At 62.9% G+C, this 22,145-nt stretch carries 14 protein-coding genes and 1 pseudogene; 2 read left to right on the top strand and 13 right to left on the bottom strand.

Going from position 1 to position 22,145, the window contains the following annotated elements:
* Nucleotides 1-2 precede the first annotated feature (2 nt).
* The 8 genes from glgC to AC1Q80_RS24575 all read right to left on the bottom strand — a co-directional run bounded on the left by glgC (nt 3) and on the right by AC1Q80_RS24575 (nt 15,841).
* Entirely contained in the window at nt 3-1,265 is a 1,263-nt protein-coding gene (gene glgC / locus AC1Q80_RS24540; protein WP_025424848.1) for a glucose-1-phosphate adenylyltransferase, read from the bottom strand.
* 183 nt (nt 1,266-1,448) lie between these two features.
* Entirely contained in the window at nt 1,449-3,659 is a 2,211-nt protein-coding gene (gene glgB, locus AC1Q80_RS24545) for a 1,4-alpha-glucan branching protein GlgB (protein ID WP_492362128.1), read from the bottom strand.
* On the bottom strand, nt 3,656-6,121 hold the full coding sequence (locus AC1Q80_RS24550; protein WP_412728400.1) for a glycogen/starch/alpha-glucan phosphorylase: 2,466 nt from the start codon (nt 6,119-6,121) through the stop codon (nt 3,656-3,658). Before AC1Q80_RS24550 ends, glgB begins: the two co-directional genes overlap by 4 nt.
* A 225-nt stretch (nt 6,122-6,346) precedes the next feature.
* Entirely contained in the window at nt 6,347-7,597 is a 1,251-nt protein-coding gene (locus tag AC1Q80_RS24555; RefSeq protein ID WP_492362129.1) for a TadE/TadG family type IV pilus assembly protein, read from the bottom strand.
* 176 nt (nt 7,598-7,773) lie between these two features.
* Complete coding sequence (locus tag AC1Q80_RS24560) at nt 7,774-8,652, bottom strand: transglutaminase family protein (protein WP_492362130.1); 879 nt, start codon at nt 8,650-8,652, stop codon at nt 7,774-7,776.
* Between the two features lie 16 nt (nt 8,653-8,668).
* The gene (locus tag AC1Q80_RS24565) at nt 8,669-11,077 is read right to left on the bottom strand and encodes a circularly permuted type 2 ATP-grasp protein (protein ID WP_492362131.1); all 2,409 of its coding nucleotides are present in this window, start codon (nt 11,075-11,077) and stop codon (nt 8,669-8,671) included.
* Complete coding sequence (locus AC1Q80_RS24570) at nt 11,078-14,404, bottom strand: transglutaminase family protein (protein ID WP_492362132.1); 3,327 nt, start codon at nt 14,402-14,404, stop codon at nt 11,078-11,080.
* 402 nt (nt 14,405-14,806) lie between these two features.
* A complete protein-coding gene (locus AC1Q80_RS24575; RefSeq protein ID WP_209791744.1) occupies nt 14,807-15,841 on the bottom strand; it encodes an aldo/keto reductase in 1,035 nt (344 codons plus the stop codon).
* Between the two features lie 110 nt (nt 15,842-15,951).
* Here AC1Q80_RS24575 and AC1Q80_RS24580 point away from each other — a divergent pair, with 110 nt between their 5' ends.
* A complete protein-coding gene (locus AC1Q80_RS24580) occupies nt 15,952-16,860 on the top strand; it encodes a LysR family transcriptional regulator (protein ID WP_492362133.1) in 909 nt (302 codons plus the stop codon).
* 21 nt (nt 16,861-16,881) lie between these two features.
* Here AC1Q80_RS24580 and AC1Q80_RS24585 read toward each other — a convergent pair whose 3' ends face one another.
* From AC1Q80_RS24585 to AC1Q80_RS24600, 4 genes and pseudogenes are all read right to left on the bottom strand, one after another.
* Complete coding sequence (locus AC1Q80_RS24585) at nt 16,882-18,639, bottom strand: GGDEF domain-containing protein (RefSeq protein WP_492362134.1); 1,758 nt, start codon at nt 18,637-18,639, stop codon at nt 16,882-16,884.
* Nucleotides 18,640-18,926: 287 nt separating this feature from the next.
* On the bottom strand, nt 18,927-19,697 hold the full coding sequence (locus tag AC1Q80_RS24590; RefSeq protein WP_173423668.1) for a VOC family protein: 771 nt from the start codon (nt 19,695-19,697) through the stop codon (nt 18,927-18,929).
* 80 nt (nt 19,698-19,777) lie between these two features.
* Nucleotides 19,778-20,238: pseudogene (locus AC1Q80_RS24595) on the bottom strand (DUF1579 domain-containing protein).
* Nucleotides 20,239-20,359: 121 nt separating this feature from the next.
* Nucleotides 20,360-21,088, bottom strand: a complete 729-nt coding sequence (locus tag AC1Q80_RS24600; protein WP_492362135.1) for a DUF899 domain-containing protein — start codon at nt 21,086-21,088, stop codon at nt 20,360-20,362.
* A gap of 61 nt (nt 21,089-21,149) precedes the next feature.
* Between AC1Q80_RS24600 and AC1Q80_RS24605 the strand changes: the two genes are divergently transcribed.
* Complete coding sequence (locus tag AC1Q80_RS24605; RefSeq protein WP_173423665.1) at nt 21,150-21,596, top strand: MarR family winged helix-turn-helix transcriptional regulator; 447 nt, start codon at nt 21,150-21,152, stop codon at nt 21,594-21,596.
* Here AC1Q80_RS24605 and AC1Q80_RS24610 read toward each other — a convergent pair.
* Nucleotides 21,582-22,073, bottom strand: coding sequence for a MarR family winged helix-turn-helix transcriptional regulator (locus tag AC1Q80_RS24610; RefSeq protein WP_492362136.1), 492 nt, complete (start codon nt 22,071-22,073; stop codon nt 21,582-21,584). The genes AC1Q80_RS24605 and AC1Q80_RS24610 overlap by 15 nt on opposite strands.
* Between the last annotated feature and the right edge of the window lie 72 nt (nt 22,074-22,145).

Below are 22,145 nucleotides of genomic sequence, written 5' to 3' on the forward strand. Positions count from 1 at the left end.
ACCTACATTCCCAGTTTGTCGATCATCGTTTGGGTGATCAGGCAAACGCCGTTTTCCGAACGGCGGAAGCGCTTCGCATCCAACTCCGGATCTTCACCGACAACGAGGCCCTCCGGAATGACCACGCGGCTATCGATCACCACGTTGCTGAGCAACGCGCGGCGACCGATCTTCACATCGGGCAGGATGACGGCATTTTCCAGTCGCGAATATGAATTTACGCGGACGCCGGTGAAAAGCAGGCTACGGTTAAGGGCAGCGCCCGAGATGATGCAGTCGCCCGACACCAGCGAGGAGGTTGCCGAACCGCGACGGTTTTCATCGTCGTGCACGAATTTTGCCGGCGGCTTGATCTCCGCAAAGGTCCAGATCGGCCAGGTGCTGTCATAGATGTCGAGCTCCGGCGTCACATGGGTGAGGTCGATATTGGCCTGCCAGTAGGCATCGATCGTGCCGACGTCGCGCCAATAGGCTTCGCGCTCGAAATCGGAACGGACGCAGGACTGGTTGAAGCGGTGGGCGACAGCCTTACCGTTGTCGACGATATAGGGGATGATGTCCTTGCCGAAGTCGCGGCTCGATTTCGGGTCGGCGGCGTCGCGCCGCAAAAGGTCCATCAGGAACTTGGTGTGGAAGACGTAGATGCCCATCGAGGCAAGGGCCATCTCGGGATTTCCGGGGATGCCCGGCGGATCGGCCGGTTTCTCGACGAAGGCGATGATGCGGTCCTTGTCGTCGACGTGCATGACGCCGAAGCCGGTTGCTTCCATGCGCGGCACTTCAAGGCAGCCGATGGTGACGTCGGCGCCGGAATCGACGTGCTGCTGCAGCATCAATTCGTAGTCCATCTTGTAGATGTGGTCGCCCGCGAGGATGACCATGTATTCGACGCCGTGGTCCTCGATGATGTCGATGTTCTGGTAGACCGCGTCGGCGGTGCCTTCGTACCATTGTGTCTCAGAGACGCGCTGGCTTGCCGGCAGGATGTCGAAGCTTTCGTTTCGCTCGGGGCGGAAAAAGTTCCAGCCGCGCTGCAGATGGCGGATCAGCGAGTGCGCCTTGTACTGGGTGGCGACGCCGATGCGGCGGATGCCGGAATTCAGCGCGTTCGAGAGAGCGAAGTCGATGATGCGGGCCTTTCCGCCGAAATAGACGGCCGGCTTTGCCCGCCGGTCGGTCAATTCCTTCAGGCGGCTGCCGCGGCCGCCAGCGAGAACATAGGCCATGGCATCACGGGCCAAGGGTTGCGTACGCTTTTCCACCATTTGTCCTCCCCAAAATCATTGTTCCTCGGGATCGTCACGGCGACGTTTGCGACGCCTTGCGGCCCTCGAAATTTCTTCTTGCGCTCCCGCCGTTCGGTTCACTCCTTCGGCTGAAACACGCTATCGCTTTGTTTTTACGCATTTTCTGAAGGAAAGCCGCCAGGCACTTTTCCTGAAAATGCTCTAATCCTGTTCCAGCATCAGCGTTGCCAAGGGTGGCAAGGTGATGGTGGCTGTTATCGCTCCTGTCTTGTCCTTCTGTGCCTGAACGGCGCCGCCGTTGCCCTTGCCACTCCCCCCATAGATTTCCGCGTCGGTGTTCAGGATTTCCTTCCAGCGACCCGCGACCGGAAGCGGGATCGTGTAGTTTTCCCGATAGACGGGCGTGAAATTGGTAATGACGGCGACGAGCTTTTCGCCGGGCGCCTTGCGTAGCCAAGCAAAGACCGAATTGTCGCGATCGTCGGCGATCAGCCATTCGAAGCCGTCGCCTTCGCAATCGCGGGCATGCAGCGCCGGCTTCGAGCGATAGGTGCCGTTGAGGTCGCGCACCAGCCGTCGCATGCCTTCGTGCAGGTGATATTCGAGCAGGTTCCAGTCGAGCGCGCGCTCCTCCGACCATTCGCGCCACTGCGCAAATTCCTGGCCCATGAACAGCAGCTTCTTGCCGGGATAGCCCCACATGAAGGCGTAGTAGGCGCGCAGGTTGGCGAATTTCTGCCAGTCGTCGCCGGTCATCTTGGCGATCAGCGAGCCCTTGCCGTGCACGACCTCGTCGTGGGACAGCGGCAGCACGAAGTTTTCGCTGAAGGCATAAAGCAGGCCGAACGTCAGGTCGTTGTGGTGGTGGCGACGGTGGATCGGCTCGCGCGACATGTATTGCAACGTGTCATGCATGAAGCCCATGTTCCACTTGAAGCCGAAGCCCAAGCCCCCGGCATGGACCGGGTGCGATACCTTGGGCCAGGAGGTCGATTCCTCGGCAATCGTCAGAATGCCCTTGTGAGAGGCGTAGATCTCGGTGTTCATCGTCTGAACGAAGCGGACCGCCTCGAGGTTCTCGTTGCCGCCATACTCGTTCGGCACCCATTCGCCGTGTTTGCGCGAGTAATCGAGATAGAGCATCGAGGCGACAGCATCGACGCGCAGACCGTCTACGTGGAATTTTTCCGCCCAATAGAGCGCGTTGTTGACGAGGAACGACAGCACTTCCTGCCGACCGAAATTGTAGATCGCCGTGTTCCAGTCAGGATGAAAACCCTGGCGCGGATCTTCGTGTTCGTAGAGCGCGGTGCCGTCAAACCAGCGCAAGCCGTGCTCATCAGTCGGGAAATGCGCCGGCACCCAATCGAGGAGTACGCCGAGGCCGACCTTGTGGCAGCCATTGACGAACCGCGCGAACCCTTCCGGCTCGCCGAAGCGCGCCGTCGGCGCATAGAGGCCTGTTGTCTGGTAGCCCCAGGAGGGGTCGTACGGGAATTCGGAGATCGGCAGGAACTCGATATGGGTGAAACCCATGTCGACGCAGTAGGGGATCAGCCGGTCGGCGAGCTCGTCCCAGGACAACATGTCGCCGTTATCGCGGCGCTGCCACGAGCCGGCATGTACCTCATAGATCGAGATCGGCTGGCGGCGGGCGTCCGCCGATGCCCAATGGGCGCGATGCGCCTCGTCTTCCCAGACCTGAGCGATCTCGGGCGTCGTCACCGAGGCGGTGTTGGGCCGAAGCTCGGAGCGGCGCGCGAAGGGGTCCGCCTTCAAGGGCAGCAGCGTGCCCTCGCGGTCGAGGATTTCGTATTTATAGGCGAGACCGCCTTCGACGCCGGGGATGAAGATCTCCCAGATGCCGGTGTCGGTGCGAAGCCGCATCACATGGCGCCGCCCGTCCCAGTCGTTGAACTGGCCGACCACCGAGACGCGCTTGGCATTGGGGGCCCAGACCGCGAAATGGTAGCCTTGAGCGCCTTCATGCTCGATCGGATGGGCGCCCATCTTGTCGAACAGCCGGAGATGCGAGCCCTCGCGGATGTAGTAATCGTCCATCGGCCCGAGTACGGGTCCGAAAGAATAGGGATCAACGACGATCCACTCGCCGCCATCGTTGCGCGCGCGATAGCGCACCGGCTGGACCTTGCGCAGAGAGACCGGCCCTTCGAAGAAGCCCGCGTCGTCGCGCCGCTCGAGGGCTCCGAGTTCCTTGCCGGCCAGCGTTTCCACAACGACACTGACGGCATCCGGGATGAAGCAGCGGGCGACGTAGTTTTTCCCCGCCGGATGAATGCCAAGAACGGCAAAGGGATCGTCGTACGTGCCCGTGAGAATGGCCGCAATGGCCGGCGTTGACAGCAGGGCTGAAGCTGCAGGTTCCGGGTCCTTGCCGGCCGAAGGGGTCATCCGGCTCTCCAAATTTCTCCGGCATATTGCCGGATGGTACGATCGGACGAGAACCAGCCCATGCGCGCGGTGTTGCGCACGGCTTGCGAATACCACGCCGAGGGCGTCGTCCACAGCTGGTCGATTTCACGCTGCGCCTTGGCATAGGCTTCGAAGTCGGCGGCGACCATGAACCAGTCGTGATTGTAGAGGCCGTCGACGAGACTGGTGAAACGGTTGCGGTCGTCGGGCGAGAACACGCCCGAAGCGATTGCCTGCAGCGCTTGCGACAGCTCGCGAGAGCCCTCGATGATGGCGCGAGGATTGTGCCCCTCGGCGCGGGCATTGGTGACTTCCTCGGCGGTCAGGCCGAAGATCTTGATGTTCTCTTCGCCGACCCAGTCGCGCATCTCGACATTGGCGCCGTCGAGCGTGCCGATCGTCAGTGCGCCGTTCAGCGCGAACTTCATGTTGCCGGTGCCAGATGCCTCCATGCCGGCGGTCGAGATCTGCTCGGACAGGTCGGCGGCCGGCACGATGATTTCGGCCAGCGAGACGTTGTAGTTCGGCACGAAGACGATCTTCAGGAGACCGCGGACGGCTGGATCGTTGTTGACGACACGGGCAACGTCGTTGGCCAGTTTGATGATCAGCTTGGCGTTGTGATAGCTCGGCGCCGCCTTGCCGGCAAACAGCTTGACGCGCGGCACCCAGTCGAGCTCGGGATGCGAGCGGATCTGGTCGTAGAGCGCCACCGCCTCGATGATGTTGAGCAGCTGGCGCTTGTACTCGTGGATGCGCTTGATCTGGATGTCGAACATTGCCGACGGGTCGAGCTTGATGCCGAGGCGACCCTGGACGAGCTGAGCGAGCTTGACCTTGTTGGCGCGCTTGACGGCGGCGAAATGCTCCTGGAAATCCGGCTTGTCGGCGAAGGCATCGAGGGCCTGCAGCGCCTCGGTATTGTCCATGAATTCATCGCCGATCGCCTCGCGGATCAGGGTGAACAGGCCGGGATTGCACTGCATCAGCCAGCGGCGCGGGGTGATGCCGTTGGTCTTGTTGTTGATGCGGTCCGGGTAGAGCCGGTGCAGGTCGGCAAATACCGTTTCCTTCATCAGTTCGGTGTGCAGCGCCGAGACGCCGTTGATCGAGTGCGAGCCGACAAAGGCAAGGTTGCCCATGCGCACGCGGCGATCGCCGCTTTCGTCGATCAAGGAAATGTTGCGGATTTCCTGGTCGGTGGCGCCCTTCTGCTTGCGCGCCTCGATCAGGATCTTGGCGTTGATCGCATAAACGATCTGCATGTGGCGCGGCAGCAGCCGCTCGAACAGCGGCACGGGCCAGCTCTCGAGCGCTTCGGGCAAAAGCGTGTGGTTGGTGTAGGAAATGGTCCGGCGGGTGATGTCCCAGGCCTGTTCGAAGTCCAGGCCGTGCAGGTCGGTCAGCAGCCGGACGAGTTCGGCGACCGAGACCGCCGGGTGCGTATCGTTGAGCTGGATCGCGACCGCATCGGGCAGGGACGTGAAATCCGGATATTGCTGCAGGTGGCGGCGCAGGATGTCCTGCAGAGACGCGGACGAGAAGAAATACTCCTGGCGCAGGCGAAGCTCCTGGCCGGCCGGCGTCGCGTCGGCGGGGTAGAGCACTCGGGTCAGGCTTTCGGCCTTGTTGCTTTCGCGCAGCGCGCCGATATGGTCGCCGGCGTTGAAGGCATCGAGCAGGATCGGATCGATCGGCTGTGCCGTCCAGAGCCGGAGCGTGTTGACGCGCTTGGCCCGCCAGCCGACAGCAGGCGTGTCGAAGGCGGTGGCGATCACGCGCTCGGCCGGCTTCCAGACGAAGCGCTGGATTTCCTCGTCGACATTGGCGGTCTCGACGATGCCGCCGAAACCGATTTCGTAGGAGCTTTCGCGCCGCTCGAACTCCCAGGGGTTGCCGTGGGCAAGCCAGGTTTCGGGCAGTTCCACCTGCCAGCCATCGGCCATCTGCTGGCGGAACAGGCCGTGCATGTAGCGGATGCCGTAGCCGTAGGCCGGAACGTCGACGGTCGCCATCGATTCCATGAAGCAGGCAGCAAGGCGGCCGAGACCACCATTGCCGAGCGCTGCGTCGGGTTCCAGCAATGCGATAACGTCGATATCGACCCCGAGCGAAGCGAGCGCATCACGCATCTCCTCCATCAGGCCGATATTGGTCATGGCGTCGCGCATCAGCCGGCCGATGAGGAACTCGAGCGAGAGATAATAGACGCGCTTGGCACCGGTCGCGTAGGTCTGGCGGGTCGAATCCATCCATTTGTCGGTGATGCGGTCGCGCACCACGAGGATGGCCGCCGTCAGCCAGTCATGCGGCTTGGCGACCTTCGGATCCTTGCCGATGCGGTACTTCAAGCGCTCGAGAATTTCGACTGCAAGCTGATCGGGTTCGGAGGAACGAAGTGCGGGCTGCGGCAGCTCGTTGGCGGAAATCTTGTTCATCATCAGAACTGTCTTACCCTTTTGCGTTGGGAGGTCGCAGGCCGGAACCGACCGGGGATGGGCAATTTATGCATCGATCCGAAGCGCTTGCAACAGCTGTTTTTAAAAGGATTAGAATTGCCTGAATAGAAGGGATGCGCGGTGATGCACTGACGCTTTGACGGTCTGGTGAACGAAAAATGCCGCCCGGCTGGACCGGGCGGCATAGGGATGCGCGCTTTTGTTTGTTTACTTGGTCAGGCGGGTCGCCATGGCCGAGGCCTTCTCGCCGATCGCCTTGAAGGCTGCGATCAGGTCGGCAGCTTCTTCCGCCTGGAAATAGTTGGCGGTTGTGGTCGCGCAGGACTTGAGCAGGTTCTTGCCGCGATCGGGTGCCATGAAGGCGACGGTATAGACCTGAACGTTGTTCTTGCGTGCCGTATCGCACCATTGCAGCGTCAGGGTATCGTCGCTGGTGTTGTTGTTGTCGCCGTCGGTCATGAAGACGATGTATTTCGTCGCAACCTGGCCGTTCTTGGCCTTGTGCGCGGTATTTTCAGTCGTCGCCATCACCTTGTTGTAGGCCGTCTTGAAGGCATTGCCCGATGCCGTGCCGCCGGTTGCAACCAGCGCGTTGACATAGGTCGCGGTCCCTGTTGTGCCCCAATCGAGATTGCCGGCCGTATCCTGCGCCGAGTTGTAGGAAACGGCCGCCGTGCGGACGTAAAGGTCCTTCGGGTCGGCGGTCTTCAGCTGCGCAAGCAAATCCTTCACGGCCGTCTTCAGTGCATCGACCTTGGTAATGTAGCAGGGGCTCGTGGCTGCCAGATTGGGATACTTGCCCCAGTTCGATTCCGTATAGTTCGGGCATGACGTCTTGGCCGGGTTTTTCGTGTTGGTCTTCCAGGCCATGGAGCCGGAACGGTCGAGGACGAGATACATCGACAGCGCGTTCTTGGTTTCGGTGGCGCTTTCCGCCGTGGCCCGGGTCTCGAGCAGTATCGAATCCTGCCCAAGGAGGCGTGTCATCGCGTTGAACTGAATCGTCTTCTTGTTGGCGACCGTCACCTTGAAGGCCTTGCCGGTCGCGCCGTTGGCGGTCTCAAGAATGTCGACCGTCGAAGAGTTGACCTCCAGCACTTCAGGCGGTGCCGATTTGGCCGATGCGAGAGAACCGCTGCCGGACGCGCCATTGCCGCTGCCCGGAACGTCGACGACATTGCCGGCGGTTTGCGCCTTCAGGAAGTTTGTCGCAATTTCCTTGGCCTTGGCGATATCGGGCTTTTCCTTCGATACCAGGGCGGAGGCCGCTGCGAGTGCTGCCGCGTCGGCCGCATCCTGCATCTGGTTTTTGGTGGTTACCATCTTGGCCATGTCAATGGCGACGCCACCGGCGGCAAGGATCAATGGCATTACCAAGGCTGCCATTATGCCGAAATTGCCGCCACGGTCCTTCAGCATAGCCATGAAGGACCGGTTGATCGTGGATCGTTTTCCCATCTCTGCACACCCCAAGGAACACGTTGCAAGCTTGAGGGCAACATTAGCGGCGATGACTTACGATATCGTTCAGACGATAGATTCAATTTTAGCGGAATGCTGGAAATCCAGTGCTTACAGCAGGTTCCGGCGACACCTCGGTGTTTGAAAACGGGAATGCGATGTCTCGAAACGGGTCAGGTGACCGGAATGACGTCAACGGCCTGTTCGGTCTTCTGTCCGCCATAGCTCTTCAAGACGCCGATGACGGGTGCGACATCGCCATAGTCGCGGCCATGGCCGACAACGATATGGTCGGTTCCGGCGGGAATATTGTTGGTTGGATCGAGTTCGAGCCAACCAGAGGTGGTGCCGCACCATATGCGAACCCAGGCATGCATGGCGTCGGCCCCTTCCAGGCGCTCCTTGCCGGCTGGCGGGATCGTTCTTAAGAATCCACTAACATAACCGGCGGGAACGCCGAGGCTTCGCAGCGCCACAATCATCACATGGGTGAAATCCTGGCAGACGCCGCGCTTGAGCGCGAAGGCTTCGGCCGCCGTCGTATTCACCGTCGTTGCTTCGGCATCGTAGACGAAGTCCCGGTGGATGCGGGCGCAGATCGCTGTCGCGATCTGGCGTATGGTCATGCCGAGGGTGACAACGGCCCGGGCATAGTCGGCGATTTCCGGCACCTCTGCCAGCAACGGGCTCGGGCCGACGAAATGATGCGGCGCGTCCGGGTCGACCGACCAGCAGGCGGCCAGCTCCGTCGGCAGACGGGACAGGTCGGCTGAAAAGTCCGCCGTCAGCGGCAGCGGTTCCACCTGCACGCGCGCCTGCATGCGGATCACGAGGTCGTCATGGGAGGCGCGGAACAGGATGGCGGTGAAGGGGTTGGCGAAAAAGTCGACGCTTTCGGAGCGTTCTGCCGGCATCGGGTGGCAGCTGAGCGAGCCGACGACGAGCCGCTGCCGGCCGGGCAGCGTCGCGGGCAGCACGCGTACCAGATGGCGCCCGCCGGATACGGGCACTTCGTAGCCGTAGGTGATCTTCAGGCTGATGTCGTAGAGCATGGGCGCGTCCTGCCGGTCAGCCGAGATAGGTGTGGGCGAGAATGTTGGAGAGCTCTTCCAGATCCCGCTCCAGCCTGTTGTAGACGCCAAGGTTCATTGCCTCCGGCGTCATGACCGCAAGGCCGGAATGCAGGCGCATCGCCTCGCGATAGAAAGGCGACATCTGGCCGTTGACATAGGCGTTCGGCAGAAGCTCGACCTCGGTCTTGATCTCGTTCAGCTGGTAGAGCACCGAGCGCGGGTTGAGCGGATCGAGCGCCAGAAGGTCGGTCACGGTGAGGGCTGCCGTGTTGACATTGTAGCGCCGGCGGTGGGTCATGACGCTATCGCCGATTTCGAGCAGCATGTCGTAGGCGCCATCGGGCGCGTCGGGACCCGACATATGGCCAAGCAGCCGCGTCATGTGCAGGCCGCGCTCGATATAGCGGCCGATCGACAGGAAGCGCCAGCCGGTGAAGCGGTACATGTTTTCGTGCACGAGGCCGGCAAAGCCCGCAAGCTTGCGCAACAGCACGGTCATGGCGCGGGTGGCATCGTCACCCGACTGTACGGTCGCATGGAACTTGCGCGCCGTCTGCGACAGGTCGTTGAGCGCCAGCCATCCATCCGGCGAGAAACGATCGCGGATATTGCCGGCGCTGAAGAGCGCGCTGGAGATATTGGCAAGCAGGCTGTCGGGCACGGCCTGGCGGGTATCGATGTCGAGGGCCGCCAGGTAGTCGGTGACGTCCTGCAGCAGCGGCAGGCTCGGGTCGGCGGTCTCAGCAAAGCGGCCGTGCCAGGCGCGCAAGATGCGCAACGCCCCTTCGGCCCGCTCGATGTAGCGGCCGAGCCAGAACAGATTGTCGGCGGCCCGGCTCGGCAGGCTTCCCGGCATGTTGCGGGTGAAGCTTTCTTCGGCCGGCAGAAGCGTGGTGCGCTCGACCGGCCGGTCGCTGACGATCCAGACGTCGGCTGCCGTGCCGCCCGCCTGCATGGCGATGGCGGCAACGTCGTCGCCGGAACCGATGCGGGCAAAGCCGCCGGGCATGATCTGCCAGCCGTCGCGGGTGCGGGCGGCAAAGACGCGCAGGCTCATCGGGCGCGGCGTCAGACGGCCACGCACCCAGGCGGGCGTGGTCGAAAGCGTCACGGCCTCCTGGCCAACAAGTTTTCCGCCCTCCGCATCGAGCCAGCCTGCGATCGAAGCCGCGTCCTTTTCCGCCAGCGATGCGCCGAGCACCGACTGGCCATTGTCATCGAAGAAGGGGCGCGTGGCATAGGCCGGGCCGATGACCATGCGCTCGATATTGGCGGCGACCTCTGCCCTTTCGGATGTCTGGCCGCACCACCAGGTGGCGATCGACGGCAGCTTCTGGTCCTCGCCAAGCAGATGCCGGCAGATCGCCGGCATGAAGGCGAGGAAGGCGCGGGTCTCGACGATGCCGGAGCCGAGCGCGTTGACGATGGCGACGGACCCCGCCCTCAGCGCCTCGACGATCCCGGGCGTGCCGATATGCGAGGACTGGTTCAGCTCGAGCGGATCGGCAAAGGCGGCGTCGAGGCGCCGCCAGAGCACGCCCACGGGTTTGAGGCCCGCGACCGTGCGCACCATCACCCGTCCGCCGATAACCGTCAGGTCTTCGCCTTCCAAGAGCATGAAGCCGAGATAGCGGGCGATATAGGCATGTTCGAAATAGGTCTCGTTGGCGATCCCCGGCGAAAGCACGGCGATGCGATCGTCCGGATGCAGCTTGCGCGCCTGCAGCGTGTCGCGGAAGGCGCCGAAGAAGCCGGCAAGACGATGCACATGGGTTTCGGCGTAGAGATTGGAGAAGGCCCGGGTGGTGGCGACGCGGTTTTCGAGTGCGAAGCCGGCGCCGGACGGCGCCTCCGTGCGGTCCGAAAGCACCCACCAGTTGCCATCGGGTCCGCGGCCGATCTCGAAGGAGATGAACTGCAGGAAGTGCCCATCGGCCGGCTTGACGCCGACCAGCGGCCGGAGAAAATCGGGGTTGGAGGCGACCAGCGCCGGCGGCAACAGGCCCTCGCGCACCAGACGGTTTTCGCCGTAGATGTCCGCAACCACCTTCTCCAGAAGCTCGGCGCGCTGGATCAGGCCCTGCGACACCGTCGCCCACTCATTCTCGTCGATCAGGACCGGGATATGCGACAGCGGCCAGCTTCTCTCCGAGCTGTCCTTGCCGCCATAGACCCGGTAGAAGACGCCGGCGTCGCGCAGGTATCGGTCAGCGCGCGCGAAGCGGTTGGCAAGGTCGGTTTCATCGAGGCGGCCAAGCGTCGAAAGCAGCCGTTGCCAGACGGGCCGCACTTTGCCTTGCGCGTCGAGCATCTCGTCGGCAATGCCGGGAAGGGCACGGTAGCCGAAGACCGGATCGTCATCGATGCCCAGCCGGTCTGCCGCTGCTGTCTGCTTCTTCGCCATTTACGCTCCTGGCGGACGCCTGAGATCAAGCGTCATCGGAAATTCCATCGACGGGCTTTCCGGATGAAGCAGGTAGCCTCCCGGGGTGTGGCCCCATGGCTCGAACCGCGCCAGTCGCCGCGCCTCTGCCTCGTTGCCGTTGACCGGAAATGTCTCGTAACTGCGCCCGCCCGGATGGGCGACGTGGTAGACGCATCCCCCAATCGCCCGATTCGACCATGTATCATAGATATCGAATGTAAGGGGAGTGTTGACGGGCAAAACCGGGTGAAGACCGGCGGCCGGTTGCCAGGCCTTGTAACGGACGCCGGCAACCGCGCTGCCGTAGGCGCCGGCCTTGGCAAGAGGCACGGGGCGACCATTGCAGGTCACCGTGTAGCGCTCGGGATTGGGCGTATCGAGCCTGACCTGCAGCCGCTCGACGGAGCTGTCGACATAACGCACGGTGCCGCCGATCGCTCCCTGTTCGCCCATGACATGCCACGGTTCCAGCGCCTGGCGGATTTCCAGCTTGCCGCCCTCGTATTCGACCTCGCCGCAGAAGGGGAAGCGAAACTCGAGCTGCGCTTCGAACCATTCCGGCCGGAGATCGAACCCGTGGGCGCGCAGGTCGGCAAGGACTTCCAGAAAATCCTGCCAGACGTGGTGCGGCAGCATGAAGCGGTCATGCAGCGCCGTGCCCCAGCGCACGAAGCTTCCATCGAGCGGATGCTTCCAGAACCGGGCGATCAGCGCACGCACCAGCAGCTGCTGGGCAAGCGACATGCGGGCGTTGGGCGGCATCTCGAAGCCGCGAAACTCGACGAGGCCGAGCCTGCCGGTCGGTCCATCTGGTGAAAATAGCTTGTCGATGCAGATTTCCGCGCGGTGGGTGTTGCCGGTGACGTCGACGAGCAGGTTGCGGAACAGCCTGTCGACCAGCCAGGGCAGCGGCGGCGGCGCTGCGGAGCCCGGCAGTGGCACCTGTGCGAGCGCGATCTCCAGCTCGTAGAGCTGATCGTGGCGGGCCTCGTCGATGCGCGGCGCCTGGCTCGTCGGGCCGATGAACATGCCGGAAAACAGGTAGGAGAGTGAAGGATGGCGCTGCCAATAGAGCACGATGCTCTTCAACAGGTCGGGCCGGCGCAGGAACGGGCTGTCATTGGGGTTGGCACCGCCGACGACGACGTGATTGCCGCCGCCAGTGCCGGTGTGGCGACCGTCGATCATGAACTTGTCGGCGCCGAGCCGGCTTTGGCGGGCCTCCTCATAAACGGCCGTGGTGATGTCGACGCACTCCTGCCAGCTGGCGGCCGGATGGATGTTGACCTCGATGACGCCGGGGTCGGGCGCGACGCGGATGACGTTGATGCGTTCGTCGTGCGGCGGCGCGTAGCCTTCGATATGAAGCGGCAGCCCGAGGGCTGCGGCCGCGCGTTCGGTCGAGGCGATCAGGTCGAGATATTCCTCGATGCTGGTGGTCGGCGGCATGAAGACGCAAAGCCGGCCGTCGCGCGGCTCGACGCTGATGGCCGTGCGCACCAGCCCGGCGATCTCGTCGCGTGGCGCGGCCTGTGGTGTTTCCGGCGTTTCCGACGCCTGGAAGCGCGAATGCTGCGGGCGCGCGCTGGTTTCGGCGAAATCCGGCAGGTCGTCGCGCGGAACGGTCGGGTCAACAGGATGGATGTAGGGATAGGCCGATGGAGCGACATAAGGCAGGGCGCCGAGCGGCAGGCGGTAGCCGACGGGGCTGTCGCCGGGAACGAGGAAGATGCGGCCGCGGCGCGTCTGCCACTTCTCGCTCATCCAGCGCACGCCGGTGGCGCGCGCATTCCAGGCCTGCACCGGCAGCACGTAGCCGGTCGGTGCCGTCAGGCCGCGCTCGAACACGCGGGCCATGCGGCTGCGCTCCTCGGGGTCCTTCAGCTTGGAATTGGCCGGATCGACATTGTCGGGAAGGTTCGCCTCCTTGAGCAGCCAGTCGGCCGGATCTTCGAAGGCTGGCACGACCATCTCGGTCGGCACGTTCAATTCAGCTGCCACCACATGCAGCAGACGTTCTGCATCCTCTGCCGTCACATCGTGTCGCCCGTTCTCCTCGGCGATGAGATCGGGTTGACGCCAGATCGGCACGCCGTCCTTGCGCCAGTAGAGCGAGAAGGTCCAGCGCGGCAGGCTCTCGCCCGGGTACCATTTGCCCTGGCCATAATGCAGGAAACCGCCGGGTGCGAAACGGTCGCGCAGTCGGCGGATGAGGATATCGGCCTTTTCGCGTTTGGTCGGCCCGACGGCCTCTGTGTTCCACTCCTCGGCCTCGAAGTCGTCGATCGACACGAAGGTCGGCTCACCGCCCATCGTCAGGCGCACGTCATTGTCGGACAGCACTTGGTCGACATGCTCGCCCAGCGCGTTGAGCGCCTGCCAGCTTTCGTCGGAGAACGGCCTGGTGATGCGCGGATGCTCGGCGACGCGCGAGACCTTCATGTCGAAGGCAAAGTCCGTCCGGGTCTCGGGATCGCCGAAGAAGCCGCCGGAAATCGGGGCGGCGTTGCGGTAATGCGGCGTGGCGGCGAGTGGAATATGGCTTTCGCCGGTCAGGAGGCCGGAGGTCGGGTCAAGGCCGACCCAGCCTGCGCCCGGCAGATAGACCTCGGCCCAGGCGTGCAGATCGGTAAAATCGTGTTCGGTGCCGGACGGGCCGTCGAGCGCCTTGAGATCGGGCGCCAGCTGGATCAGGTAGCCCGAGACGAAGCGGGCGGCATAACCCAGATTGCGCAGGATCTGGACCAGCAGCCAGCTCGAATCGCGGCACGACCCTCTGGCCGACGTCAGCGTTTCCTCGGGCAGTTGGACGCCGGGCTCCATGCGGATGACATAGCCGACTTCCTGCTGGAGCCGGGCATTGAGGCCGACGACCATGTCGATGGTGCGCTGCCTCGAGCGATCGACCAACGCCATGAACGAGGACAGCGCCGGGCCCATCGGTTCCGGTGTCATGTAGATCTTCAGGTCGTCGATCAGGTCCTCAGGGTAGGCGAAGGGCCAGTGCTCGGACTCTTCCTCGATGAAAAAGTCGAAGGGGTTGTAGACGGTCATGTCGGCGACCAGATCGACTTCGATCTTCAGCTCCGTGACCGGCTCTGGGAAAACATAACGGGCGAGGTAGTTGCCGTAGGGATCCTGCTGAAGATTGACGAAGTGATTGGCCGGAGAAACCTTCAGCGAGTGGCTGATGACCTTGGTCTTGGAATGGGCCGCCGGTTTCAATCTTATGATCTGCGGTGAGAGCCGGATCGGGCGGTCATAGGTATAGTGGGTCAGGTGGTAGATACTGGCCTTGATCGACATACCGGATTTTTTCCCCTTGATGGCAGGTCTGATACCAACCTGCGCCGATATTGGCCTTTTGCGTGGGACCGTCTTCGGTCAGCCGGCAAGGAGCATACCGCAGAGCGATGCATTGGCATCGGTCGAGGATTGCGACGCTGCCGGTGGCCGACAGACGGCCCACCCGAAGGGCCGGGCGCTTTTGGCCCCCGGACAGCGTCGATAATCCTCACCGGACCGCTTGGGTCCGCTTCCGGTTCTCTCCTTGCCGAAAACCAAAATCGCTCCGGCGCAAGAGGTCAATATCGGCGCAGGTTGGTATTGCGCGCCATTCCCGGGAAGTTTGTGCAATGCGAAGAGAGAAAGCAAGCGCGAAAGACGGCGCCGGATTTCTCCGGCGCGTCTGTCGTCAGGGCCGGTAGATCAAACCGCCGGCGGGTTCAGGCGGGCAAAGCCTTCCTGCAGGTGGTAGGGGAAATGGGGGTATGCGGGTGTCTTGCCGCTGGCCTTGTCCAGCCGGCCGATCTGCTCTGCCGTCAGCGACCAGCCGACAGCGCCCAGGTTCTGGCGCAGTTGCTCTTCGTTGCGGGCGCCGATGATGACGCTCGATACCGTCGGGCGCTGCAGCAGCCAGTTGATGGCGATCTGCGGAATGGTCCTGCCGGTCTCGCCGGCCAGTTCGTCGAGCACGTCGACGATATCGTAGAGCGTGTCGTCATCAACAGGCGGACCAAACGAGGCCGTATCGTGCAGGCGGCTTCCTTCCGGCCAGGGCTGGCCGCGCCGGATCTTGCCGGTGAGGCGGCCCCAGCCGAGCGGGCTCCAGACGAGCGCGCCGACACCCTGATCGAGCCCAAGCGGCATCAGTTCCCATTCATAATCGCGCCCGACCAGCGAATAGTAGACCTGATGGGCGACGTAGCGCGGGTAGCCGTGTTTTTCCGCCGCGGCGAGCGACTTCATCAGCTGCCAGCCGGCGAAATTGGAAACCCCGACATAGCGCAGTTTGCCGGCGCGCACCAAGGTATCGAGTGTCGAAAGCACCTCCTCGACCGGCGTGCCGGCATCGAAGGCGTGCAGCTGCATGAGGTCGATATGGTCGGTGCCGAGGCGGCGCAGGGCATCGTCGACGCCCTTGATCAACCGGGAACGCGAAGAGCCGGCGTCGTTCGGGCCATCACCCATTGGCAAGGACATCTTGGTTGATATCAGCACGTCGTTGCGCCGTCCCTTGATGGCCGCGCCGAGCACCTCTTCGGAGGCGCCGTCGGAGTAGACATCGGCCGTGTCGAACAGATTGACGCCGGCCTCGATGCAGATGTCGACGAGACGGCGTGCCTCGGCATTGTCGCTGTTGCCCCAGGCGCTGAAGAGCGGGCCCTTGCCGCCGAACGTACCGGCGCCGAAACTAAGCGCGGGAACCTTCAATCCTGATGATCCAAGCCGTCTGTATTCCATCATTCGAACTCCTCGTTGCGGTCATGCCTGTGTCGGCTAGAGGAAGGTGGTGTCTGCGTCATTTGAGAGGTAGACCATTTGCAGGAACATCATTTGTGAGTTGAAGTCACATGTCTCGAAACGCGATCAACCGCTCCGGCGAAATGGCTGTCTTCGTCAGGGCTGTCGAACTCGGCGGTTTCTCGGCAGCGGCGCGCGAATGCTGCATGACGCCGTCGGCGGTGAGCAAGCTGGTGCAGCGGCTGGAAGAGCGGCTCGGCGTTCGATTGATCAACCGCTCGACGCGGCAATTGCAGCTGACGCCCGAGGGGTGTGCCTTTCACGAGCGGGCGGCCCGCATTCTCGCTGATATCGATGACGCGGAGCGGCAGGCGGCCGCCGGCGATGTGCCGGCCGGGCGTGTGCGCATCAATGCCAGCGCTTCCTTTTCCACCCATGTGCTGATGCCGCTGCTGCCGGAATTGCTGAGCGCATACCCGGATCTTTCGGTCGATATCATCCAGACCGACGCCGTCGTCGACCTGATGGCGGAGCGCGTCGACATCGCGATCCGTGCGGGGCCGCTGAAGGCTTCCAGGTTGATTGCGCGCAAGCTCGGCAGCACGTCGATGACCATCGTCGGCGCGCCATCCTACCTGGCGCGTTGCGGCGAACCCGGTAGCCTTGACGAGCTGACGGCGCACAATCGCCTGAGCCTCAGCTACGCCAGGGCCGTCGACGGGTGGCCGCTCTTGTCCAATGGCGAAGCGATTTTGCTGCCGCCGAGTGAAAAGGTGCGCGTCAGCGACGGGGAAGGATTGCGCCGTCTTGTGCTTGCCGGCGTCGGACTGGCAAGGATGGCGACCTTCACGGTTCGCGACGACATCGATGCCGGCCGGCTGATGCCGCTTGTCGAACATCTCAATCCGGGGGATCGAGAAACCTTTCATGCGGTGTTTCAAGGTCAGGGTGGCGCGCTGCCATCGCGCGTCAGGGTGATGCTCGACTTTCTGGCGGGGCGGGCACGGCTTTCCGGCTGACGACGCGACGGGAGCCCAGGGCTAGCCGCAAACGCGATTGCGACCTGCGGATTTGGCGCGGTAGAGTTCGGTATCGGCGCTTTCGATCAGGCCTTTCCAGCCCGGATTGGCGTCGGCGCCGGCGACGCCAAAGCTTGCGGTGACGTTCAGTTCCCGGCCATCGGCAAGGGTGATCGGCGCGCGCGCCAGATTCGAGCGGATGCGCTCGGCAAGGGCGCGGGCTGCCTCGATATCGTCACCAGGGGTGATGACGGCAAACTCCTCGCCGCCAAAACGGGCCACAAGATCAGACGAGCGCACGGAATAGCGTATGATGCGGGCGGTCTCCTTCAAGACGATGTCGCCGACGAGATGGCCGTGGGTGTCGTTGATCTGCTTGAAGTGGTCGATATCCATGAGGATGAGACAGGCGTTCTTGTCGTTGCCTGCTGCATCCTCGGCGCCGCCGATGAGTTCCAGCGCGCGACGGTTGAGCAGGCCGGTCAATTCATCCGTTTCGGCCTGGCGTTCGAGATGCTTCATCAGGAGCGTGCGCTCGTCGAGCCTCACGCGCAGCACATCGATCGCGTCGAAGAGCCGCCCCATTTCGCCTTCGCCACCCCTGCCGCTCAATCGGGCGATCGGGCGGTCGTTGGCAAGTTCGATGATGCTGTGGCGTGCGAGCAGCAGCGGCTCGAAGACCAGCGATCGTGCGCGACGCATGAGGATGAGAAGGACGATGAACAAGGCGAAGGTTGCCGTGCTGGCGATCGTGAGCTTTATCGAGGCCTGCGTCTTGCTGCTGGCGAGCCGCTCTACCGTTGCATCCATGAAGTCGCGGCGAAGGATTTCGAGCGGCTTCATTTTCGGAACGTAGCGGTCGGTGAATTGCTCTGCCGTCATCGGGTAGTGTCCGGTATGGCGGCCAACCGACACCACTCTGTCGATGATCGCAAAACCTTCGCCGAAGAACTCGTGTTCGATGGCGGCAATATCGGCGATGTTCTTCGGCTTCAGCCCCGGCAGCGCACCCGGCCGGCCGACGACAGACCAGATTTCCTGCAGGCGGCCGCGGGTTCGCTCGCTGTCGGCGATGTTCCTGGCTTCCAGCGGCTTTCCGACCGCCACCGGAGCCATGAGCTGGGAGGCAAGGCGGCCCCCGTCCTCGCGCAGATTGGCCAGCATATGGGCGGCGATGGCGATGCCGGCCAGATCGGGATCGGTGTTGGTCAGACGCTGGATGTTCCAGTCGAAGGCGGGGCGCATCGCGTCGATCACCGCGAACATGCCCTCGATCGCCAATTGGATTTCCTTGAGGTCGCGGCGTTCCGGCGGCAGGGCGGCGATACGGTCGATTTCGGCACGGGCGATGACAAGGCGGCGCTGGACTTCCGCCAGGATGGGGGAGAGTGCCGCTGCCGGCTCCGACCGGCTGCCATCGGTTGCGCCGGCCATGATCTCGGAGAGGGCCGCGTCGCTGCGCGACCTGAACTCGGCAAGGCGTGTCTGAACCGGGCCAGTGGCGACGCCGATGCCCATGACCCCGTTCGACGGTCCGCGCTCGGCCGACAGATAGGTCGCCGTGTCGAGAACACGGCAGAACGCCATGACTTCCACAAGGTTGCGTCGGGCGATGACGAAGTCGGAATAGGATGCGGCAATGATCTCGGTTGCCAGCACACCCGTGCAGGCCACCACGATACCAATCAGCCACTGCAACTTGCGGCGAAGCAGCTTGGCCGAGCGAATGTCGCCAACGCTCTTGCGGCCCTCTAGCTCATTGTCGGTGTGATTGGTCATTTGCGCGAAGTTGGTCCACCAATGCACCGGCTATCGTACCGGAGGTCGCGACAATTCCTTGCCGCGGAGAACGAATGCTTTCCGCGATCAGTGATACGTGCCGCAGTACTATCGCATAAGGTGTTAAATATCCTTGAAATGCCCTAAAATACCAGGGGTAAAACTGCAACTGAGGGATGCGCGCGGCGCAGGGCATGCGCAATTGGAAAAACTGTACCGACGAATGGTGCGGCTTGACCTGCCCGGGCCGTATCGGCGGGTGCCGGGCAGATCCATTCCAACGGCGTTCAGCCTCGCTGGCCGACCAGGGCGAAGAGGGCGCCTTGCGGGTCGAGCGCCTGGACGATCCAGGCGCCGCCCGGTACTTCCATCGGCTCAAGCACGATCTTGCCACCGCCGGACTTGATGCGCTCGATCGCCGTGTCGAGCGCTGGAACGCTGATGTAGTAGAGCCAGTAGGGTGAAGGGATATCCTTCGGCTTGGTCATCATGCCACCGGCCTGGGCGCCGTCGATGGCAAAGATCTGATAGATGCCCATCTCGCCCATATCCATGGCCTGGTCCTTCGTCCAGCCGAAAGCCCCGGCATAGAAGGGGAAGGCTGTGTCGAGGTCGCCGGACATCAGTTCGTGCCAGCCGATCTGGCCGGGAGCCATCGGGTCGACAGCCGGTGGGGGATCACCGATCCCGCTGAACAGGGCGAAGACCGCTCCATGCGGGTCGGTGGCGATGGCGAAGCGGCCGATGCCGGGGATGTCGTCGGGCGCACGGTGGATCTTGCCGCCCTTGGCAGCAACGTCCGCCGCCGCGGCATCGACATCGTCGACGCCGATGTAGCCGAGCCAGGCGGGCGGCACGTTCATCTCGAGTGCGCCTTCGGGCATGGTCATCAGCCCTGCGACCTGCTGCTCGCCTTTCGTAAACAGGGTATAGTTCACGCCCGGCATGCCGGCGTCGCGGGCGTCCCATCCGACGACATCCTTGTAGAAGGTTTCCGCCGCATTGGTGTCGGTCGTCATCAGTTCGTACCAGACGAATTTGCCGTGATGGCCTGCCATCTTCTGTCCTCCGGTTGCAAAGTGGGATTCTGCGCTGACCGAGGCCAATGCGCCCCGAGTGATGTGTTCGAAATTCGCTGTCAGATGCGGGTGTAGTGCGCCGTCATCAGTTCCTTCCAGGTCCCGTCGTCCCTCCTGACATGGGCTGTCAGCAGCCGTCGGGATTGGTCGACAATGGTTATTGCGTCGCGATATCTGGCCTGCTTTGAACATCGAAGTCCGGGCCATCGCAGTAAAGAGACAGCGTCCGCCCGTCGGGTTCAAGCTCGCCGTCATAGATCCACATGTGGTTCATCATCGAACCGACCCAGGTCCCGACGAAGCGACCGGATTGGGGCGTGTATCCGAGGGTCATCAAGCTCTGGCCGAAATTGCCGTCCGGCATCGTGCCGCGCCCTTCGCAGACCGTCCAGAGACCTTCGAGGCTGCGAACATGTTCGGTCCAGGGGGTGCCTTTCGCCGGCGCATCCGGCGTGTGTACCTGCCAATCGCCGAGCAATTGCTCAAGCCAGCGATGGGCCTCCTCCGGCTCCGCTTTCATCGATGTTTCCCTTCCGACGGCGACTTGCCATTCGATCTGAGATGCACGTCAAGGGTACAGGCGATTAGAAACGCACCCGACGACGAAAGGTTCCATCGTCGGGTGCGCTGCCTTGGGAGGCTTAACCGGCCTTGCGTCGAGGGGCATCTTCATATTCGTCGTGGCGACGCACGAACCCTTGCGTGCCATCCTCGTTTCGTCCCTTTGGCGCGCGGTCGAGAAGCATCAGCGTGCCGACCATTTCCTCGAGCCCGCGGGCATAGGTGGAGTAGGTATGGTAGACGCTGCCGTCGTCGGTCTTCTGGAAAGCACTGAGGCCGGGCAGTTCCTCGTGCGCATTGGCGCTTTCCAATTCGGTGAAGTTGTAGACGACCTTGCCTTCAGCGAGTTCGGCCTGAGTGAACGCGACGTGAAAGTCGCTGTTGAAGCCGTTGCCCGCGGCCGAAACCCAGGGGAAATGCCAGCCCATGCGTTTCCTGTAGGCTTCGAGCTTGGAAAGCGGCGCATTGGAGGCGGCGATCAACGTGACGTCGTGGTGATTGAGGTGCGGCAGCATGCCGTCGAAATGATCGACGAGGAACGAGCAGCCGGGGCAACCGGCTTCCCAGGTCGGGCCGAACATGAAGTGATAGACGACGAGCTGGCTGCGTCCGTCGAACAGGTCCGCCAGTGATTTTGGGCCGTTCGGTGTGTCGAAGATGTAGGACTTTTCCATCTTCACCCAGGGCAAAGCGAGGCGCGCCGCGTTGACCTTGTCTCTCAGGTGGGTGTGTTCTTTTTCCAGATCCAGAAGCGCCCTGCGCGCTTTCAGCCATTCACGCGGCGATACGACTGCATGATCCTGTCTCATGCCCGTTCCTCCTTCCAACGTTGCACTTGACTATTTACGTTGATATCAACATTAATCGATCATGTCAAAATCGCCCGTCATTCCGTTCGAGACCACAGGGTTCGTGAAGGACACATGCCTGTGCCTGCATGTCCAACGCGCGGCCCGCGCGATCGCCCGCCAGTTCGACGAGGCCCTGCGACCGCTCGATATCACCAACGGGCAGTTTTCCCTGCTGATGTCGCTCAATCGCCCTGTCCCGCCGAACATGCGTGCCGTGGCTTCGCTGCTTGCCATGGATCGTACGACGCTGACGGCGGCGCTGAAACCGCTGGAGCGGCGCGGGCTCGTCGAGATTTTCGCCGACGAAGACGACCGGCGGTCGCGCAGGTTGCGGTTGACGCCAGAGGGCGAGCAGCTTCTGGCACGGGCCGTTCCGATCTGGAAGGCGACCCACGCGGTCGTCGACGAGAGGCTGGGACAGGATGGGCCGGCGCGTTTGCGTGCCGACCTACTACAGATCGCCTGAAGCCGAGCCAGCGCTCCAGACCGTCGCCGGGCGATCCCGCAGCATGGCGATGGCTTCGCCGATCAATGCGGTTGCCTGCTGCAAACGCTCCTCTCCGAGTTCCGCGCCGAAGGCATCTGCCCAGACGGCCTGCCTGGCCTTGATTTCATCCAGAACCTCTTCGCCGCGCGGCGTCGGCACCATCAGCTTGGCACGCTGGTGCGCCGGATTGTCGCCGTAGGCGATCAACCCCTCACTTTCCAACAGATCGGCGATCCGCTGAACGCCTTGACGGGCAAGGCCAAGTGCGCGTGCGGCGTCGGCGACTGACATCGGCGCGTGGTTTGCTGCCGCCAGCACCTGCCAGCGCGCACTGGTCTGGCCGGAGGGTCTGGCGAGTACGTCGCCGGCCGCGGTCAATGGGCCGGCCAGACGTAGCACCGAGATGGCGAACTCAGCGAAGGCGTCGCCGGCGGGAGTGCGAAGGGGATCGTTCATGTTGACGGCGACAACCATTGTGCGATGATGAATAATGACAGCATGTTGTCATGGCGAGTTGTTTGTCGCAAG

The organism is Ensifer sp. GW823-FHT05D09, assembly GCF_058795755.1.

Bases quoted from the DNA above. Each gene is read 5' to 3' on its own strand.
- AC1Q80_RS24550 (WP_412728400.1), bottom strand. From the start codon at position 6,121: ATGATGAACAAGATTTCCGCCAACGAGCTGCCGCAGCCCGCACTTCGT.
- AC1Q80_RS24590 (WP_173423668.1), bottom strand. From the start codon at position 19,697: ATGGCAGGCCATCACGGCAAATTCGTCTGGTACGAACTGATGACGACC.
- glgC (WP_025424848.1), bottom strand. From the start codon at position 1,265: ATGGTGGAAAAGCGTACGCAACCCTTGGCCCGTGATGCCATGGCCTAT.
- AC1Q80_RS24580 (WP_492362133.1), top strand. From the start codon at position 15,952: ATGTCTCGAAACGCGATCAACCGCTCCGGCGAAATGGCTGTCTTCGTC.
- AC1Q80_RS24555 (WP_492362129.1), bottom strand. From the start codon at position 7,597: ATGGGAAAACGATCCACGATCAACCGGTCCTTCATGGCTATGCTGAAG.
- AC1Q80_RS24585 (WP_492362134.1), bottom strand. From the start codon at position 18,639: ATGACCAATCACACCGACAATGAGCTAGAGGGCCGCAAGAGCGTTGGC.
- AC1Q80_RS24605 (WP_173423665.1), top strand. From the start codon at position 21,150: ATGTCAAAATCGCCCGTCATTCCGTTCGAGACCACAGGGTTCGTGAAG.
- AC1Q80_RS24570 (WP_492362132.1), bottom strand. From the start codon at position 14,404: ATGTCGATCAAGGCCAGTATCTACCACCTGACCCACTATACCTATGAC.
- AC1Q80_RS24565 (WP_492362131.1), bottom strand. From the start codon at position 11,077: ATGGCGAAGAAGCAGACAGCAGCGGCAGACCGGCTGGGCATCGATGAC.
- AC1Q80_RS24560 (WP_492362130.1), bottom strand. From the start codon at position 8,652: ATGCTCTACGACATCAGCCTGAAGATCACCTACGGCTACGAAGTGCCC.
- glgB (WP_492362128.1), bottom strand. From the start codon at position 3,659: ATGACCCCTTCGGCCGGCAAGGACCCGGAACCTGCAGCTTCAGCCCTG.
- AC1Q80_RS24610 (WP_492362136.1), bottom strand. From the start codon at position 22,073: ATGAACGATCCCCTTCGCACTCCCGCCGGCGACGCCTTCGCTGAGTTC.
- AC1Q80_RS24600 (WP_492362135.1), bottom strand. From the start codon at position 21,088: ATGAGACAGGATCATGCAGTCGTATCGCCGCGTGAATGGCTGAAAGCG.
- AC1Q80_RS24575 (WP_209791744.1), bottom strand. From the start codon at position 15,841: ATGGAATACAGACGGCTTGGATCATCAGGATTGAAGGTTCCCGCGCTT.